Annotated in this window: 14 protein-coding genes; 8 read left to right on the top strand and 6 right to left on the bottom strand. The window is 60.6% G+C overall.

The features are described 5' to 3' along the window. Nucleotides 1–46: 46 nt before the first annotated feature. The gene (gene sctC, locus PSH96_RS21305) at nucleotides 47–1519 is read right to left on the bottom strand and encodes a type III secretion system outer membrane ring subunit SctC (RefSeq protein ID WP_305460130.1); all 1473 of its coding nucleotides are present in this window, start codon (nucleotides 1517–1519) and stop codon (nucleotides 47–49) included. Nucleotides 1520–1804: 285 nt separating this feature from the next. Between sctC and PSH96_RS21310 the strand changes: the two genes are divergently transcribed. From PSH96_RS21310 to cobA, 8 genes are all read left to right on the top strand, one after another. After that, nucleotides 1805–3031, top strand: a complete 1227-nt coding sequence (locus PSH96_RS21310) for a CmpA/NrtA family ABC transporter substrate-binding protein (protein ID WP_305454896.1) — start codon at nucleotides 1805–1807, stop codon at nucleotides 3029–3031. A gap of 13 nt (nucleotides 3032–3044) precedes the next feature. Continuing rightward, on the top strand, nucleotides 3045–3620 hold the full coding sequence (locus PSH96_RS21315) for an ANTAR domain-containing response regulator (protein WP_053257467.1): 576 nt from the start codon (nucleotides 3045–3047) through the stop codon (nucleotides 3618–3620). 183 nt (nucleotides 3621–3803) lie between these two features. After that, nucleotides 3804–5015 (top strand): NarK/NasA family nitrate transporter, encoded by a 1212-nt coding sequence (locus tag PSH96_RS21320; RefSeq protein WP_058422064.1) that lies wholly within the window; start codon nucleotides 3804–3806, stop codon nucleotides 5013–5015. Then, nucleotides 5015–6685: a bifunctional protein-serine/threonine kinase/phosphatase gene (locus PSH96_RS21325; RefSeq protein WP_305460132.1), complete on the top strand. Its 1671-nt coding sequence runs from the start codon at nucleotides 5015–5017 to the stop codon at nucleotides 6683–6685. Before PSH96_RS21320 ends, PSH96_RS21325 begins: the two co-directional genes overlap by 1 nt. Before the next feature lie 231 nt (nucleotides 6686–6916). Beyond that, a complete protein-coding gene (gene nirB, locus PSH96_RS21330) occupies nucleotides 6917–9370 on the top strand; it encodes a nitrite reductase large subunit NirB (RefSeq protein ID WP_305454897.1) in 2454 nt (817 codons plus the stop codon). Next, nucleotides 9367–9684 (top strand): nitrite reductase small subunit NirD, encoded by a 318-nt coding sequence (nirD, locus tag PSH96_RS21335; RefSeq protein ID WP_017134764.1) that lies wholly within the window; start codon nucleotides 9367–9369, stop codon nucleotides 9682–9684. Before nirB ends, nirD begins: the two co-directional genes overlap by 4 nt. Next, nucleotides 9684–12392: a nitrate reductase gene (locus PSH96_RS21340; RefSeq protein WP_305454899.1), complete on the top strand. Its 2709-nt coding sequence runs from the start codon at nucleotides 9684–9686 to the stop codon at nucleotides 12390–12392. Before nirD ends, PSH96_RS21340 begins: the two co-directional genes overlap by 1 nt. 10 nt (nucleotides 12393–12402) lie before the next feature. Beyond that, a complete protein-coding gene (gene cobA / locus PSH96_RS21345; protein ID WP_305454900.1) occupies nucleotides 12403–13146 on the top strand; it encodes a uroporphyrinogen-III C-methyltransferase in 744 nt (247 codons plus the stop codon). A gap of 58 nt (nucleotides 13147–13204) precedes the next feature. On the opposite strand, the gene PSH96_RS21350 is transcribed toward cobA, so the two are convergent. From PSH96_RS21350 to PSH96_RS21370, 5 genes are all read right to left on the bottom strand, one after another. Then, nucleotides 13205–14188, bottom strand: a complete 984-nt coding sequence (locus PSH96_RS21350; protein ID WP_056861564.1) for an OmpA family protein — start codon at nucleotides 14186–14188, stop codon at nucleotides 13205–13207. 107 nt (nucleotides 14189–14295) lie between these two features. Next, on the bottom strand, nucleotides 14296–14886 hold the full coding sequence (gene sigX / locus PSH96_RS21355; protein ID WP_305454902.1) for an RNA polymerase sigma factor SigX: 591 nt from the start codon (nucleotides 14884–14886) through the stop codon (nucleotides 14296–14298). 87 nt (nucleotides 14887–14973) lie between these two features. Then, nucleotides 14974–15798: a mechanosensitive ion channel domain-containing protein gene (locus PSH96_RS21360; RefSeq protein ID WP_003193288.1), complete on the bottom strand. Its 825-nt coding sequence runs from the start codon at nucleotides 15796–15798 to the stop codon at nucleotides 14974–14976. A gap of 2 nt (nucleotides 15799–15800) precedes the next feature. After that, entirely contained in the window at nucleotides 15801–16046 is a 246-nt protein-coding gene (locus PSH96_RS21365) for a hypothetical protein (protein ID WP_005790375.1), read from the bottom strand. 86 nt (nucleotides 16047–16132) lie between these two features. Further along, nucleotides 16133–17128 (bottom strand): zinc transporter ZntB, encoded by a 996-nt coding sequence (locus tag PSH96_RS21370; RefSeq protein WP_017134759.1) that lies wholly within the window; start codon nucleotides 17126–17128, stop codon nucleotides 16133–16135. Between the last annotated feature and the right edge of the window lie 22 nt (nucleotides 17129–17150).

Below are 17150 nucleotides of genomic sequence, written 5' to 3' on the forward strand. Positions count from 1 at the left end.
CGCCGACGGCAAACGTTCTGGAATACGTCGATTGGCGCTCAAAGGGCTAATGGGTTTCCGGGGCTTCACGGCTTTCACGCATGAATGCACGTTGCACACGCTCATATTGGCGTTGTGTCAGCGGTGGCGGCCCAACTGCACCGGCCAGCATGCGCGGTTCGGCCCCTACCGCGCGGGCCTGGATCACAAACAGCCGAACTGCGGCCCGTCGGCTTTGACCCGCGCCGCCCTCACGTGGAAAACCACCCAACCACAGGCGCCTGCCTTGGGGCACCCGCACCACCGTGCTGATCCCCACTCGCCCCACAGCGCCCGCCGAGCCTGGCTCGAGCTTGCTGTCCAATTGACGGCCATCCTCAAGCGTCAGTTGCATTTCAATCTGATTGGCCGCCGCAAAGCGTGGTAGCACGCTGGCTTCGGTGCCATACCCAATGGGCTGCCACTCGCCACTGTCAGCGCCAGGCTTGGGCAGGTAAAAGGTATGGTTGTCGTGGAAAACCGCCGGCACATTCTCCTGGGTAAGGATCACCGGGAACGCAGTGACCTTGGCTTTACGCCGACGCTCAAGCACACCAAGCTGAGCCATCAAACGATTGTCGTCCAAAGGTTCCAATACCCGCGTCACGGTGGCCCCGGTGCTGGCTTCCTGAGCGAACGCTGCCCCCATCCTGTCGAACTCGCTGCGGTCCACATCGACCTGCCAAAGCGATACTTCAATCGGCCGCTTGGGCTTGTCCAGTTCCGCCACCAGCTCCTCGATCGCCTTGACCTGGGCCGGCTTGCCCTTGATCAATAAACTGTTGGAGTCAGGATAAGCCATCACCAAAAGGCTCTTGTCAGCCAGCAGGCCTGGGGGGCGTTGCGTGGCATCCTGCTGTTCGATGGCCAGCAGGTTTTCGATAATCGTTGCCATTCCCGGCACATTGACCTTGTCGTCACCCATGACGTACTGACGGTCGGCCACGTGAGTGTTGAACACTTGAACCACGCCGAAAGCCTGCTTGCCCACGCGTACTTCGGAGCGCGGCCTGTCCATCAGTTGAGCCAGGTGCAGGACCTGATCCACATAGTTCGGTGGCCCGGACACGTAGAACGTGCGTGCGCCGCTCTCTCTGAGTGGGTAACGTGATTCATCCAGCCCCGCGCGGCGCATGAACCCGCGCATCCGCTCGACCGAAATGTGCCGCAGCGCCACCGCTGAGCTTTTCGCTTCGCCCGCGTCATACACGTACAGCACCTGTCCGTCGCTGTACCAGATCAGCCCCTGTTGCTCGGCCACTGTCACCAGTGTGTGCTGCGCGGCCTCCAGGTCGAAGGTGCCCGTGAGGCGTTTACGCGCCACTTCACGGCTGACGACAACCGGCAACCCCAAGGGCAACGACAACGCGGTAAAAAAGGTATGCAGGCTTTCATCCCGTGCCTGGTAGCTCTCCGCCCAGGCGGGAACATTGGCCCATAGCACTGCACTGCACAGCACAGCAAAGCTCAGCAACCAGCGGCACAGCCGTGGGTAACTCATCGGTGGTCGCTCATTGATCGTGGAATCGAAAGACACCGTCGGGGTTCCTGGCAGTCGGGCGCAAAGAAGCGGCCATACTGAAAGGCACTCGAGTTTCAATCTTGATGGAAAGGTGACGGCAGCCCCATCCGCCGCCCCGTGGCATGTGCCTTGCTACGGACTCTGCATCAGAGCCCGCGCCAACGTCGGAGCAGGCTTACAGACAAAGGCGTCGTTACCCGGCAATGGCTTGTACTGCCATGCGAAGGAGCGATGCTTTTTTTTTGACAGAAAAGGTAGGTGTTGATGAACGACTCGGTCGGCAACAGCCCGGTGAACATCCCACTGGCGTGGGTCAACGGCAGTGACGCCCCGGAAAAGAGCAGCCTGGACCTGGGTTTCATGGCTCTCACCGACTGCGCTTCGCTGGTGGTCGCCGCCACCCAGGGGTTTGCCCAACCTTACGGGTTGACGCTGAACCTCAAGCGCCAATCCTCCTGGGCCGGCCTGCGCGACAAACTGGTCAGCGGTGAACTGGACGCCGCCCACAGCCTGTACGGGTTGATCTATGCCGTGCACCTGGGCATCGGCGGCGTAGCGCCCACCGATATGGCCGTGCTGATGGGCCTCAACCAGAACGGCCAGAGCATCAACCTGTCCCACGGCCTGCAACAGCAGGGCGTGACCACTCCTGAGGCACTTGACCGCCATGTGCACCAAAGCCGGACAAAGCTGACGTTCGCCCAGACATTTCCCACCGGCACCCACGCCATGTGGCTGTATTACTGGCTGGCGAGCCAAGGCATTCACCCTTTGCAAGATGTCGACAGTGTGGTGGTGCCGCCGCCGCAGATGATCGCGCACCTGCAAGCCGGGCGCATCGACGGTTTTTGTGTCGGTGAGCCTTGGTGCGCCAGCGCGGTCCAGCAAAACCAGGGGTTCACCCTGGCCACTACCCAGTCGATCTGGCCGAATCACCCAGAAAAAGTACTCGGCTGCACCCAGGCGTTCGTCGATCAATACCCGAACACCGCCCGCGTACTGGTCATGGCGATCCTCGAGGCCAGCCGTTTCATTGAACAAAGCCAGGAAAACCGCCGCTCCACCGCACAACTGCTCAGCGCCCGCGAGTACCTCGATGCGCCGCTCGACTGCATCGAACCCCGCTTGCTCGGAAATTATGACGACGGCCTCGGCAACCAGTGGCAAGACCCGCACGCCCTGCGTTTTTTCGCCGATGGCGAGGTGAACCTGCCCTACCTCTGCGATGGCATGTGGTTCATGACCCAGTTTCGCCGCTGGGGCCTGCTGCGCGAAGACCCGGACTACCTGGGCGTGGCCCGCCAGGTGCAGCAACTGGACCTGTATCGCCAAGCCGCGGCTGCGGTTGGCGTCCCGGCTAGCGCCCAAGACATGCGCAGCAGCCAGTTGATCGACGGCAAAATCTGGGACGGCTCCGACCCCGCCGCCTACGCCCGCAGCTTCCGCCTGCATGCCCTGGCGGACCTTACCAGCCGCCAGGCACTGCGCTGACAGGACCACGACTATGTTACGAATCCTGTTGATCAACGACACCCCGCGCAAGGTCGGGCGCCTCAAAGCCGCCTTGACCGAAGCCGGTTTCGAGGTGATCGATGAGTCCGGCTTGACCATCGACCTGCCGGCGCGCGTCGAAACGGTGCGCCCGGACGTGATCCTGATCGATACCGAGTCACCTGGCCGCGATGTGATGGAGCAAGTGGTGCTGGTCAGCCGCGACCAGCCGCGCCCAATCGTGATGTTCACCGATGAGCACGACCCAAATGTGATGCGCCAGGCCATCAAGTCCGGGGTCAGCGCCTACATCGTCGAAGGCATTCAGGCCCAGCGCCTGCAGCCGATCCTCGACGTCGCCATGGCCCGCTTTGAAAGCGACCAGGCCTTGCGCGCCCAGCTCCAGGCCCGTGACCAACAGTTGGCCGAGCGCAAGCGCATCGAGTTGGCCAAGGGCATGCTGATGAAAATGAAGCACTGCAATGAGGAAGAGGCCTACACCCTGATGCGCCGCCAGGCCATGAGCCGCCAGCAGAAACTGATCCAGGTGGCCGAGCAGATCATCGCCATGAGCGAGCTGCTCGGCTGAACTGGCGCAGCTCTTGCTAAGCATTCATTACAGGTAGCCAACGGCGGTTGCCCCTTCTACGACAAAGACGTCGCCCATCCGGTTTGCACTCGCGAACTCGATGGCGGCGTTTTTTTTCGTTTTGGCCCCGGCGATTGGGGCCAACAGGCCTTCTGACAAGACCCCCAACCGTTGAGGTGCGTGATGAAATCAAGCTTCTGGAAATCCGGGCACACCCCGACCCTGTTTGCCGCGTTCCTGTATTTCGACCTGAGCTTCATGGTCTGGTACCTGCTGGGGCCACTGGCGGTGCAGATTGCCGCCGACCTGCACCTGACCACCCAGCAACGCGGCCTGGTGGTGGCCACGCCAATCCTGGCAGGCGCGGTGCTGCGCTTTTTGATGGGCATGCTGGCTGACAAGCTGTCACCCAAGACCGCCGGGCTGATAGGCCAGGTGATTGTGATTGCCGCGCTGTTCGGCGCCTGGAAACTCGGCATCCATAGCTACGAACAAGCCCTGTTGCTGGGCGTGTTCCTGGGCATGGCCGGTGCTTCCTTTGCTGTTGCGCTGCCGTTGGCCTCCCAGTGGTACCCCGCCGAGCACCAGGGCAAAGCCATGGGTATCGCCGGCGCCGGCAACTCCGGCACCGTGTTTGCCGCGTTGCTGGCGCCGGTGCTGGCCGCCGCATTTGGCTGGAGCAATGTGTTCGGCTTCGCGCTGATCCCACTGGTGCTGACACTGATCGTGTTCGCCTGGTTGGCGCGCAATGCGCCCGAGCGCCCGAAAGCCAAATCCATGGCCGACTACTTCAAGGCCCTGGGCGACCGCGACAGCTGGTGGTTCATGTTCTTCTACAGCGTGACGTTCGGCGGCTTTATCGGCCTGGCCAGCGCCCTGCCCGGCTACTTCAACGATCAATACGGCCTGAGCCCGGTGACCGCCGGTTACTACACCGCAGCCTGTGTATTTGGCGGCAGCTTGATGCGCCCATTGGGCGGCGCGCTGGCCGATCGCTTCGGCGGGATTCGCACTCTGCTCGGCATGTACGGCGTGGCAGCGATCTGCATCGCCGCTGTGGGTTTCAACCTGCCCAGTTCCTACGCCGCACTGGCGCTTTTCGTCTGCACCATGCTCGGCCTTGGCGCGGGTAATGGCGCGGTGTTCCAGCTGGTGCCCCAGCGTTTTCGCCGCGAGATCGGCGTGATGACCGGCCTGATCGGCATGGCGGGCGGCATCGGCGGCTTTGCTCTGGCGGCGGGCATGGGCGCAATCAAACAAAGCACCGGCAGTTATCAGCTGGCCTTGTGGTTGTTTGCCAGCCTGGGCGTGTTGGCCTGGTTCGGCCTGCACGGCGTCAAGCGTCGCTGGAGAACTACGTGGGGCTCGGCCGCCGTGACCGCCGCACGCGTCTGATGAGCTTGCAACTGAGCGTTGCCCACGCCAGCGCCATCGGCCCGCGGGCACAAAACCAGGACGCCCTGCGGGTGGTCACGCCCATGCCGGAACTGGCCGCGAGCAAGGGTTACCTGTGCGCCATCGCCGACGGTGTCAGCCAATGCGCTGACGGTGGCCTGGCCGCCCGTTCGACCTTGCAGGCGCTGGCTCTGGACTACTACGCCACGCCGCAAACCTGGGGCGTGGCCCAGGCCCTGGAGCGCTTGTTACTGGCGCAGAACCGCTGGTTGCAGGCCAACGGCGGTGGCCAGCCGCTGCTGACCACCCTCAGCGCCCTGGTGTTTCGCGGCCAACGCTTCACCCTGGCGCATGTAGGAGATTGCCGGGTGTATCGCTGGCTGGATGGCGAGTTGCAGCGCATCACGCAAGACCATGTGTGGGAGCAACCGGGCATGCAGCATGTGCTCAAGCGCGCCCTCGGCCTGGATCAACACCTGGTATTGGATTTTCTCGACGGTGAGCTGCGCGAAGGCGAGTGCTTCCTGCTGCTCAGCGATGGCGTGTGGGCCACGTTGGGTGACCACAGCATCAGCGCGATCCTGCGCGAACAAACCGATCTCGACGCGGCGGTGAACACGCTAGTGAATGCCGCGCACCTGGCCGCCAGCCAGGACAATGCCAGCGCGCTGCTGGTGCGTATCGACCAGCTCGGCGCCGCGACCCTGGGCGATGCGCTGGTGCAGTTGCAGCAATGGCCGCTGCCACCGCTCCTGAAGGCCGGGCAACGCTTTGAAGGCTGGCAGGTTGAAAGCTTGCTGGCGCAAAGCCGACAGTCATTGCTGTACCGCGTGCGCGATGCCCAGCAGCAAGCTTGGCTGTTGAAAACCTTGCCGCTCAACCGCGACGATGACAACGACGCTGGCCAAGCCTTGCTGTCGGAAGAATGGTTTCTGCGCCGGGTGGCGGGCCGCGCATTTCCTGAAGTGCATGCAGCCAGCGGGCGTCAGCATTTGTACTACGTGATGCGTGAATATTCAGGGCAGACCCTCGCCCAGCTGTTCCAGCAACAAGGCCCGCTGCCCCTGGCGCAGTGGCAGTCCATTGCCGAGCGTTTGCTGCGAGCAGTGGGCCTGCTGCATCGACGGCAAATCCTGCACCGTGACATCAAGCCGGAAAACCTGCTGCTGGGCGATGATGGCGAGTTGCGTGTTCTGGATTTCGGCCTGGCTTACTGCCCGGGGCTTTCCGAGGACCGCGCCCATTTGCTGCCCGGCACCCCAAGTTTTATCGCGCCCGAAGCCTTCAGTGGCGAACGTCCTACGCCGCAACAGGATTTATACAGTGTCGGTGTCACGCTCTATTACCTGCTGACCGGGCATTACCCCTACGGAGAAATCGAAGCTTTCCAGCGGCCACGTTTCACCCAGCCCGTCAGCGCCAGTCGTTACCGCCCCGATTTACCGGACTGGTTGCCATTGAGCCTGGAACGCGCTGTGGCCGCACAGCCCGCAGAGCGTTATGAAACCGCCGAGGAATGGTTGCTGGTGCTGGAACAGGCCGACCGCCGTGAATTGAGCGTACGACCCAAGCCCCTGCTGGAGCGCGAGCCGCTCAAGGTCTGGCAAACCCTGGCGACCGCCTCGCTGCTGATCAATCTGGTGCTGCTGTACTGGCTGCTGCACCACTAGGGGGCGATTTCCCACACAGTATCGATGGCAATCCCAATAAAGCGGGCGCCAGGCGACTTGGCACAACCGCTGCATTAGCTTCATCAACAACGCACATATAGCCGCCCCTTCAACGTCGAAGGGTCGAGTTTCCCGAGAGAACGGGACCGGACAAAGGTGTCCTCGCCAGGTAACTGGTGGGGGCGCCTTTTTTGTTTGCGCACGATTTGTCGAGCCATTGCGGAGAACGACATGAAAAAACTCAAATTGGTGATGATCGGCAACGGCATGGCCGGGGTTCGCACCCTTGAAGAATTGCTCAAGCTGAGCAGCGACCTGTACGACATCACGGTGTTCGGCGCCGAGCCCCACACCAACTACAACCGCATCCTGCTGTCACCGGTGCTGGCCGGCGAGCAGACCTTCGAAGAGATCGTGCTCAACGACCTCGACTGGTACCTGGACAACCACATCAAGCTGTTGCTCAACCGCAAAGTGGTGCAGATCGACCGCGTAAGACGCATCGTCATCGCTGAGGACGGCAGCGAGGCCGAGTACGATCGTCTGTTGATTGCCACCGGCTCGACGCCTTTTATCCTGCCAATCCCCGGCAATACCTTGCAGGGTGTGATCGGCTACCGCGACATCGCCGACACCCAGGCCATGATCGACACCGCCAGGACCCACAAGCACGCGGTGGTCATAGGCGGTGGCTTGCTCGGCCTGGAAGCCGCCAACGGCCTGATGTTGCGCGGCATGCACGTGACCGTGGTGCATATCGGCGAATGGCTGCTGGAGCGCCAGCTGGACAAGACCAGCGGCCAGTTGCTGCAAACCGAACTGGAAAGCCGTGGCCTGGTGTTTCGCCTGTGCGAGCAAACCCAGGCCCTGCACGACGCCGGCAATGGTCGTGTCGGCTCGGTGCAGTTCAAGAATGGCGACATCATCCCCGCCGACCTGGTGGTGATGGCCGCCGGCATCCGCCCCAACACCGAACTGGCAGAGAAATCCGGCATTCCCTGCAACCGCGGGATCCTGGTCAATGACACGCTGCAAACCTACGACCCGCGCATCTATGCCATCGGCGAGTGCGCCAGCCACCGTGGGATCGCCTACGGCCTGGTGGCGCCGCTGTTCGAACAGGCCAAGGTCTGCGCCAATCACCTGGCCCAACTGGGCTTTGCCACTTACAAGGGCTCGGTGACCTCGACCAAGCTGAAGGTCACCGGCATCGACCTGTTTTCCGCCGGAGACTTCATGGGTGGCGAAGGCACTGAAACCATCACCCTCTCCGACCCGATTGGCGGCGTGTACAAGAAGCTGGTGATCAAGGACGACATCCTGGTCGGCGCGTGCCTGTACGGCGATACCGCCGACGGTGGTTGGTATTTCCGCCAGATCCGTGAGAATCACGCCATTGGCGAGATCCGTGATCACCTGATGTTTGGCGAAAATGCTTTAGGCGATGTCGGCCACCAAGGCCAGGACAAAGCCATGAGCATGGCCGACAACGCCGAAGTCTGCGGCTGCAACGGCGTGTGCAAAGGCACCATCGTCAAGGCGATCCAGGAACACGGATTGTTCAGTGTCGATGACGTGAAAAAACACACCAAGGCCGCCAGCTCATGCGGCTCCTGCGCGGGGTTGGTGGAACAGATTTTGATCAACACCGTGGGCGGCGCCGCCGACGTCAAACCCAAAAGCGAAAAAGCCATCTGCGGCTGCAGCGACCTCAACCATGGGCAAATCCGCCAGGCCATCCGCGACCAGCACCTGCTGACCATCGCCGGCACCATGAGCTACCTTAACTGGCGCACACCCAACGGCTGCGCGACCTGCCGCCCGGCCCTGAACTATTACCTGATCTCCACCTGGCCCGGCGAGGCCAAGGACGACCCGCAATCGCGCCTGATCAACGAACGCGCCCACGCCAATATTCAGAAAGACGGCACCTACTCCGTAGTCCCACGGATGTGGGGCGGTGTGACCAATCCGTCGGAGCTGCGGCGCATTGCCGACGTGGCCGACAAGTACAACGTGCCGATGGTCAAGGTCACCGGCGGCCAGCGCATCGACCTGCTGGGCATCAAGAAACAGGATTTGCCCGGTGTGTGGAAGGACCTCGACATGCCCTCCGGCCACGCCTATGGCAAATCCATCCGCACCGTTAAGACCTGCGTGGGCAGCGAGTTCTGCCGCTTCGGCACGCAAAACTCCACACAGTTGGGCATCGAGCTGGAGCACGACCTGTTCAACATGTGGTCGCCCCACAAGGTCAAGCTGGCGGTGTCCGGTTGCCCACGCAACTGCTCGGAAGCTGGCATCAAGGACGTCGGCATTATCGGCGTCGACTCCGGCTGGGAGATGTACATCGGCGGCAACGGCGGGATCAAGACTGAAGTCGCGGAGTTCTTCGTCAAGCTCAAAACCGCCGAGGAAGTGCGCGAATACAACGGCGCCTTCCTACAGCTGTACCGCGAAGAAGCCTTCTACCTGGAACGCACCGTGCACTACCTGCAACGGGTGGGCATGGAGCACATCAAAAAAGCCGTACTGGAAGACCCGGCCCGGCGCCAAGCCCTCAACGAACGCCTGCAATTCTCGCTGTCATTCGAACAAGACCCGTGGAAAGAACGCCTGGAACAGCCGCTGCTGAAAAAGGAATTCGAAGTCATCCCCGTCAAGCAGTTGGAGGTGTCGGTATGAACTGGCTGGATATCTGCGCCCTCGATGAGATCAACGCCCTGGGCTCGCGCATCATCAATGGGCCAAAAGGCGATATTGCGATTTTTCGTACCAGTGACGATGAGGTTTTCGCACTCGATGACCGCTGCCCACACAAAGGCGGGCCGCTGTCCCAAGGCTTGATCTACGGCAAACGTGTGGCCTGCCCGCTGCACAACTGGCAGATCGACCTGGCGTCGGGCGAAGCTCAGGCGCCGGACATCGGCTGCGCCCATCATCACCCCGCCCGTGTGGAAAACGGCCGGGTGATGCTGGCCCTGCGGGACGCCGGTTGATGAACCGCCAGACTACCGCGTCCACCTGCTGTTATTGCGGGGTGGGTTGCGGCTTACTGATTGAACATGACGGCGCGCAGATCCTGGGTGTGCAAGGCGACCCGAGCCACCCGGCAAACTTTGGCAAGTTGTGCAGCAAGGGCGCCAGCCTGCACTTGACCGGCGACCTGGCGGCCCGCGCCTTGTACCCGGAACTGCGCCTGGGCAAAGGCCTGGCCCGTGCCCGCACCGACTGGGACAGCGCCCTGGAACACGCGGCCAACGTGTTCGCCGACACCCTTGCCGAACATGGGCCGGACAGCGTGGCATTTTACATCTCCGGCCAGTTGCTGACCGAGGACTACTACAGCTTCAACAAGCTGGCCCGCGCACTGGTGGGCACCAACAATATCGATAGCAATTCGCGGCTGTGCATGTCTTCGGCGGTGGTCGGCTACAAACGCAGCCTGGGTGCGGATGCGCCGCCATGCAGCTATGAGGACCTGGAGTCGAGTGACTGCGTGATGATCGTCGGCAGCAACATGGCCTACGCCCATCCGGTACTGTTCCGACGCCTTGAGGAAGCCAAGGCACGGCGCCCGCAAATGAAAGTGCTGGTGATCGACCCACGGCGCACGGATACCTGCGATTTGGCCGACTTGCACCTGGCGATCCTGCCGGGTACCGATGTGGCGCTGTTCCATGGGATCTTGCACCTGTTGCTGTGGGAAGACTGGATCGACCGCGACTTTATCCAGGCACATACCGATGGGTTGGTCGAGTTGAAGCGACTGGTGCATGACTACACGCCGCAGATGGTTACGCAGTTGTGCGGCATCAGCGTTGCGCAGTTGCGCCTGTGTGCAGAGTGGGTCGGCACCTCCAGCAGTTTTCTCTCGCTGTGGTGCATGGGGCTTAACCAGTCCACCGCCGGCAGTGCCAAAAACAGTGCGCTGATCAACCTGCACCTGGCCACCGGCACTATTGGTCGGCCGGGTTGTGGGCCGTTTTCCCTGACCGGCCAACCGAATGCCATGGGCGGGCGCGAAACCGGCAGTTTGTCGAACCTGCTGCCGGGGCATCGCGAGGCGGCCAACCCTGAGCACAGGGCGGAAGTCGCGGCTTATTGGGGCGTCGAAACGTTGCCAGCGCCTACCGGGCTGACGGCTATCGAACTGTTCGAACAGATCCAGGCCGGCAAGATCAAGGCCGTGTGGATTGCCTGCACCAACCCCGCGCAATCCTTGCCGGACCAGAACAGCGTGCGGGCGGCATTAGCGGCGTGCCCATTCGTGGTATTGCAGGAGGCTTTTCGCACTACCGAAACCGCCGCCTACGCCGACCTGCTGTTACCCGCCGCCAGTTGGGGCGAGAAGGAAGGCACGGTGACCAATTCCGAACGGCGGATTTCCCACGTACGCCGCGCCATCGTCCCACCTGGGGAAGCACGGCCGGACTGGGCGATTACAGTGGATTTCGCACAGCGCCTGGAGCAACGCTTGCGTCCGGGGTTGCCGAGCTTGTTCGCCTTCGAGCAACCGGCGCAGATATTTGATGAATACAAGGTGCTGACCCGCAACCGCGACCTTGACCTGTCGGGTATCAGCCATGCCCTGCTCGACCGGCTCGGCCCGCAGCAATGGCCATTTCCAGAGGGCGCACACGCCGGCACGCCGCGCCTGTACACCGAGGGTGTGTTCCCGACAGACAGCGGTCGCGCGCACTTTATCGCCGACCCTTACCGCGCCGCCAAAGAACAACGTGATGCACGCTTCCCACTGACCCTGATCACCGGGCGCCTGCGCGATCAATGGCACGGCATGAGTCGCACCGGCACGGCTGCGCAATTGTTCGGGCATGTCAATGAAGCCTTGCTGAGCCTGCACCCGGATGAGCTGCGTCGGCATCGTTTCAAAGAGGGCGACCTGGTCAGCCTGAAAAGCCGTCGCGGCAGTGTGATTGTCGCCGTCAGCAGTGATGACAGCGTGCGCCCAGGCCAGGCGTTCCTGCCCATGCATTGGGGCGATCGTTTTCTCAAGGGCGGTGTTAATGCCCTTACCCAGCCGGCGTTCGACCCCTTGTCGAAACAGCCCGAACTCAAACACAGCGGCGTGCGCCTGGAGGCCGTGCAACTACCATGGCAGTTGTTCGCGTTGATCGAAGGAAATGTGCAGCAACACTTTGACGCCTTACGCCGGCTGTGTGAGGGCTTTGCCTACGTCAGCTTGAGCCTCGCCGGGCGTGAACGGCCGGCTCTTCTACTGCGCGCAGCCCATACCGAAGCGCCCGACTTGCAACTGTTAACCCGTATCGACGAACTGCTGGGCCTCAATGACGGCCCGGTCATGGCCTATGACGATCCGCGCCGTTCGATTGGCAAGCGGGTAAAAATCGAAAAAGGCCGCATTACCGCGCTGCGCCTGGCCGGCGAAACCCTCGCGCGGCATTGGCTGCAGAGTTTGTGGCTGGAAGGCCGTGCCGACGATCAACTTCGGCGCTGGTTACTTGCGCCGCTCAGTGCACCACCGGGGGGCGCAGCGGCCAGCAGCAAAATTGTGTGCAACTGCAAGAACGTCAGCGAAAGCGCGGTATGTGCCGGTATTGGCCGTGGCCTGGACCTGGCCCGGCTTAAACAGGAACTGGGGTGCGGCACGCAATGCGGCTCCTGCGTTCCGGAAATCAAACGTCTTTTGGCCAGCACGTCGCTGCCAATCGCAATCAGTGTGTGAGGGGATAAACATGAGCGCAAAAGTCTGGCTGGTAGGCGCAGGCCCCGGTGATCCGGAGCTGTTAACCCTCAAAGCGGTACGCGCCCTGCACGCGGCCGATGTGGTGATGATCGATGACTTGGTCAACGCTAGGGTGCTGGAACACTGCCCGGACGCCCGGGTAGTCACCGTGGGCAAGCGCGGCGGCTGCCGTTCGACACCCCAGGATTTTATCCAGCGCCTGATGTTGCGTTATGCGCGCCAAGGCAAATGCGTGGTGCGTCTTAAAGGCGGCGACCCGTGTATTTTCGGCCGGGGCGGCGAAGAGGCGATGTGGTTGCGTGAACACGGGATAGAGGTGGAATTGGTCAACGGGATTACCGCGGGCCTGGCGGGTGCAACGAACTGCGATATTCCCCTGACGCTGCGCGGGGTCAGTCGCGGTGTGACGCTGGTCACTGCGCATACCCAGGATGACAGCAGCCTGAACTGGCGCGCCTTGGCCGAGGGCGGGACGACATTGGTGGTGTATATGGGCGTGGCGAAGCTGGAGGAGATTCGTCAGCAATTGCTGGAAGGTGGAATGGCAGCGGATATGCCGGTGGCGATGATCGAGAACGCATCATTGCCTCAGCAACGCGAGTGCCGCAGCACTCTGGCGCACATGCACACCGATGCACAGGTATTTGCTCTGAAAAGCCCGGCGATCCTGGTGATCGGCAGTGTTGCTGGCGCAGCGCAAGCCGCCTGCATTGCCGTGTCAGCGAGCGCCTGAGGCAAATTTCAGGCAAAAAAAGCCCGGCCTAAGCCGGGCTTTTTCTACTACTCAGTAATTACTGAGCAGCTTGAGCTTCAACCGACGCTTCTACACGACGGTTAACAGCGCGACCAGCTTCAGTTGCGTTGTCAGCAACTGGGCGGGATTCGCCGTAACCTACCGCGGTGATGCGGCTAGGAGCAACGCCGTCTTTAACCAGGACTTGCTTAACAGCGTCAGCACGACGCTGGGACAGCTTCTGGTTGTAAGCGTCTGGACCGATGGAGTCAGTGTGACCAGCAACTTCTACGTTGGTAGCTGGGTACTGAGCCATGAAGTCGGCCAGGTTTTTCACGTCGCCGTAGCTGTTAGGCTTAACAACCGACTTGTCGAAGTCGAACTTAACGTCCAGCTCAACACGAACAACCTGAGCAACTGGAGCTTCTGGCTCTGGAGTTGGCTCTGGAGCTGGTGCTGGAGTAGGAGCTGGAGCGACTGCGCCAGCGTTGCCGCCGAAGTTCACACCCAGGCCAACCAGTGCGGAGTAGTCCCACTTGCCGTTGTCGATGCCGTAGTCAGCTTCAACGCCAGCACGAGCGAACAGGTTGTTGGTGAAGTAGTACTTCACGCCAGCGCCAGCGATTGCCAGAGTGGTCTGGTCACGACCTTTGTGGCCATCAGCTTCAACGTTGGTACGGCTCTGGTGACCGAAACCACCTTCTACGTACGGACGCAGGGAATCAACACCAGCCTGACCGAAGTGGTACTGAGCAGTTACGCTGCCAGTGTCACCTTTGATCTTCTGGGAACCAGTACCGTCGTTCGAACGGGTGTGGTTGGTGGTGTCGTAGTTCAGGTTGATCGACACGTCGTCGGTCAAGAAGTAACCGATGCTAGCGCCAGGGTTGAAGCCGTCTTCGATGTGCTTGACGCTATCGTTGAACTGCTTCTTGTAGAACAGCTGGCCTTCAACTGCGCCTTGGCCTTGTGCCAGAGCGCCGAAAGAAGTGGCCGCAATAAGAGAACCAATGGCAAAGCCCAAGGTGTTTTTCAGTTTCATCCGTTAAATCCCCATCTGGTGATTGTAAAGCAGTCCCACAAACCGGGGGACAACTCGGCGACAAGTCTAACAGAACTTGCCTACACGTAAGAGATATTTGCCACGCACTAAGTTTCAGTCTCGCCCGCAAATTTCTCACGTAATTTATCAAGAGCACGCTTGTAACGCATTTTTGTAGCACTCAAACCCATGTGCATGATGTCAGCAATTTCCTGAAACTCCAGCTCTGCGACAAATCGTAGCACCAAAATTTCCCGGTCAATCGGATTCACATGCACCAACCAGCGATCAAGTCCGGCCTTTTCCTCGGGTACCGGCGCCTTTTCTTCAGACGCTTCCTCAAGGGGGTCCAGACTCAAAGCGTCCATCAAGCGACGCTTTCGCCGTTCCTTACGATACTGCGTGATGCACTCGTTGTACGTGATGCTATAGAGCCATGTCTTGAACTTCGATTTTCCCTCAAAGTTCTTCAGGCCGTATAGCACCTTGAGCATCACTTCCTGACAGACATCATCCGCATCTCTATCGTTCCCCAAATACCTTGAACAAACGTTGAACAGAGTGCGTTGATATCTGCGCATCAATTCTTCGTACGCGCGTGTTATGTGAAACAGCTCCGTGTGCGAGCGCGCGACCAACTCCTCATCAGAGAGCTCACGGGGGTCATAGCGCGTGGACAGCGTTTGGGCTTTATTCAAAACAAGTCGTGCCGACAGTCAGGTCAATGTCCGCTACAGCCCGGTCACCCGGGTTTGCGGCGGCGTACATTAGCAGGATTTGCCGGGTTAGCGGCTACTGACCTGCTGCTCGAGGAGAATCCGATTGGACAGCGATACCAGCTCACCGTCATCGGTCAGCACCGTCGTCTTGACCGTGCCGATCTCCTCGATTTGCCCTTCGACCTCGCCCACACGCACCTGTTGCCCAACCTGATACAGCTCACGCACATAGATTCCCGCAAGAATCTGACCGGCAATTTCCCGGCTTCCCAACCCCATGGCCAGTGCAACGGCCAGACCAACGGTAATCAAAACAATCACAATCACGTGGTTGAGCAGGTCGGTTTTGACCTCCAACTGGCTGATCGCGACGGAAATACTGATGATGATCACCAGTCCCTGGGCGATTCGCCCCAGGCCCGCAGCATAGTCCAACCCCACGCCTTCAGCAGCCCCGCGCACCAGCCCGTTGGCCAGTTGCGCCAGCAAAACACCTACCAGCAACACCAGCGCGCCGCCGAAAACCTTCGGCAAATACAGCGCCAGCATGTCGAGCGTAGCTGAAACTCGCTCAAGTCCAAGGGATTGAGCCGCAGAAACCAGAAAAATAAGCAGAACAAACCAATAAACGATCTTCCCGATGAGGGTGGAGATCGGCACCTGCAACCCGGCGCGGCCCAGCAGCTTAGTCAGGCCCGTGCCTGCCATCAAGCGGTCCAGCCCCAATTTTGCGAGCAATTTGGACAGCAGGGTATCGAGCAACTTGGCCACGACAAAGCCCAGCAACACCAGAACCAGAGCACCAAACAGGTTGGGAATGAAATTCGCCACTTTGGTCCACAATGCGGTCATCGCGGTGACCAGGCTCTGGGTCCAGAGATCAAGTTCCATATTCAATCAGCCTTATCAGCAGTGCGAGCAAGAGGTTTACGACGCGAAACCGGCGATACGTGGGCCGAACCATTGTTCAGGGCCATCATCAACGCCGGCAACCAACGACCCAGCAGCCCGAACAGGTCACCCGCCCCTACCTGACGGTTGGCGGTTTTCAACACGCGGCCCAGGCAGGCATCGTCATCACGGTTGGATGGCGAAGCATTGAGCATGTCACGCAAAGACTGTTCGAACGGATCGTGCATAAAGACCTCTCGCAAGTGAGTTAAAAGACGAGGGTTAAATTCTTGGGGTCACATATGCCCCTGCTTGTGTTCAGGTCATATTCAGGTCAAACCCAGCGCAATCGTCGAAATAACCACCATTGCCCGAGCGCTACCGAGACCATCAACAAGCAGGCAATCACAAATCCATAGGGGCTGGCGGAGAACGGAATCCCGCCCACATTTATGCCCAGCAAACCGGTCAGAAAACTCATCGGCAGGAAGATCCCGGTGATGATCCCGAAGCGGTACATCGTGCGATTCATGCGCACGCTCAAGCGCCGGTCTTCGGCCTCAAGCACCAGCCCCACGCGCTCCCGGGTCAGTTCGAGCTCTTCCAAGTAGCGGGTCAGGCTGTTGTTCAATTCGTTCCAGTAGTCAGCATCGTCGTCACAAAACCACGGCAATTTGATCCGCGTCAGCTGGGCAAAAATATCCCGCTGCGGCGCCAGGAAACGCTTCAATCCGGCAGCCCGTCGACGGATCTGCAAGACGTTGCCGTGCTCCGGGGTATACCGTTCGTCGGCATCGAGTTTTTCTTCCTCTAAATCGACGACTTCGGACAGGTCGGTGACCAGATCCTGCACTTTATTGGTCAGGTACTGCGCCATATAAAGGATGAGTTCAGAGGCGGTTTTTGGCCCTTTGCCCTCCGCCAGTTGCACCAGCAGCTCGTCGGTAGCCCGCAATGGGCGCAAGCGCAGGGAAATCACGCGACTGGCGGCCGCGAAAATACGCACCGAGACCATGTCTTCCGGTTCGGCGCCCGGATTGAGGTTGACCCCGCGCAGAAACAGCAGCAATTCGCTGTCCGGCAGCGGCAACAGGCGCGGTCGGGTGTTCTCCTCCAGCAACAGGTCGCAGGCGAATTCGCTCAGACCGCTGGATTTACGCAACCAGGTCTGGGTCTGTGGATGGCTGCGATCCCAATGCAGCCACAGGCTTTCCTGGGGCTGCAGCTGTAAATCGTCGAGCTCAGTCCGGGCAATCGAACGCGCACCGCCTTTACCGTCCAGCACCAGGGCATGCACCAGCCCCCATTGCGCGTTTTCTTCCTCGAACATCCTCACCCCTTTCGGCTACTGC

The organism is Pseudomonas sp. FP2338 (assembly GCF_030687515.1).
GTDB lineage: Bacteria > Pseudomonadota > Gammaproteobacteria > Pseudomonadales > Pseudomonadaceae > Aquipseudomonas > Aquipseudomonas salomonii.